The following is a 1,089-nucleotide window of genomic DNA, read 5'->3' on the forward strand; positions in this document are numbered from 1 at the left end:
CACGGTACTGGTTCACTATCGGTCGATTACGAGTATTTAGCCTTGGAGGATGGTCCCCCCATATTCAGACAGGATGTCACGTGTCCCGCCCTACTTGTCGTACGCTTAGTATCACCGGTCCGATTTCACATACGGGGCTATCACCCACTATGGCTCCTATTTCCAGAGGATTCTGTTATCGGTCCGACTATCACGTACAGGCTCTTCCCATTTCGCTCGCCGCTACTTTGGGAATCTCGGTTGATTTCTTTTCCTGCAGCTACTTAGATGTTTCAGTTCGCCGCGTTCGCCTTGCATACCTATGTATTCAGTATGCAATACCCTAAAAGGGTGGGTTGCCCCATTCGGAAATCTGCGGATCAAAGTGTGTTTGCTCACTCCCCGCAGCTTATCGCAAGCTACTACGTCCTTCATCGCCTGTAATCGCCAAGGCATCCACCATGTGCACTTATTCGCTTGTCCCTATAACGTTAGCCTCTGATTACCTAAATAATCAAAGAGCGCTACAGGGATAAGAAAGTACAACGTTGTTGCTTGTTTGTTGATACATACAATCATTACCCATCAAGTCGCCTCATGCATTGCTGCACGCATAGACTTGATCAATAAATAATCTTTACTTCTTCCAGATTGTTAAAGAACGAAACAGCTTTGATCGCTAAAAGATCAAACCTAAACCCAAGTCTTATTGACCGGCTTACGTTTGCACTTTCGAGTAAAACTTTGGTGGAGGATGACGGGATCGAACCGACGACCCCCTGCTTGCAAAGCAGGTGCTCTCCCAGCTGAGCTAATCCCCCTGAGATATTACTAATTAGCTGGTAGGGCTGGTTGGACTCGAACCAACGACCCCCGCGTTATCAACACGGTGCTCTAACCAGCTGAGCTACAGCCCCAACGCGGAACTACTACGACTACTGTTTCTTCTTAATTAAACAGCCGATAAGTGTGAACATTTGATGCGTGAACCATTACTGGTTCGTGCAAACTCTAGAAAGGAGGTGATCCAGCCGCACCTTCCGATACGGCTACCTTGTTACGACTTCACCCCAGTCACGAATCCTACCGTGGTAAGCGCCCTCCTTGCGG

Annotated in this window: 2 tRNA genes and 2 rRNA genes; all 4 read right to left on the reverse strand. The window is 48.1% G+C overall.

Annotation, left to right across the window (positions count from 1 at the left end):
- Window positions 1-462, reverse strand: a 23S ribosomal RNA gene (locus KO539_RS29785); the annotation flags it as partial.
- 262 nt (window positions 463-724) lie between these two features.
- Window positions 725-800, reverse strand: a tRNA-Ala gene (locus KO539_RS29790).
- A gap of 19 nt (window positions 801-819) precedes the next feature.
- Window positions 820-896, reverse strand: a tRNA-Ile gene (locus KO539_RS29795).
- 98 nt (window positions 897-994) lie between these two features.
- Window positions 995-1,089, reverse strand: a 16S ribosomal RNA gene (locus tag KO539_RS29800); the annotation flags it as partial.

Source organism: Janthinobacterium sp. NKUCC06_STL (genome assembly GCF_019345455.1).
Classification (GTDB): Bacteria; Pseudomonadota; Gammaproteobacteria; order Burkholderiales; family Burkholderiaceae_D; genus Janthinobacterium; species Janthinobacterium rivuli.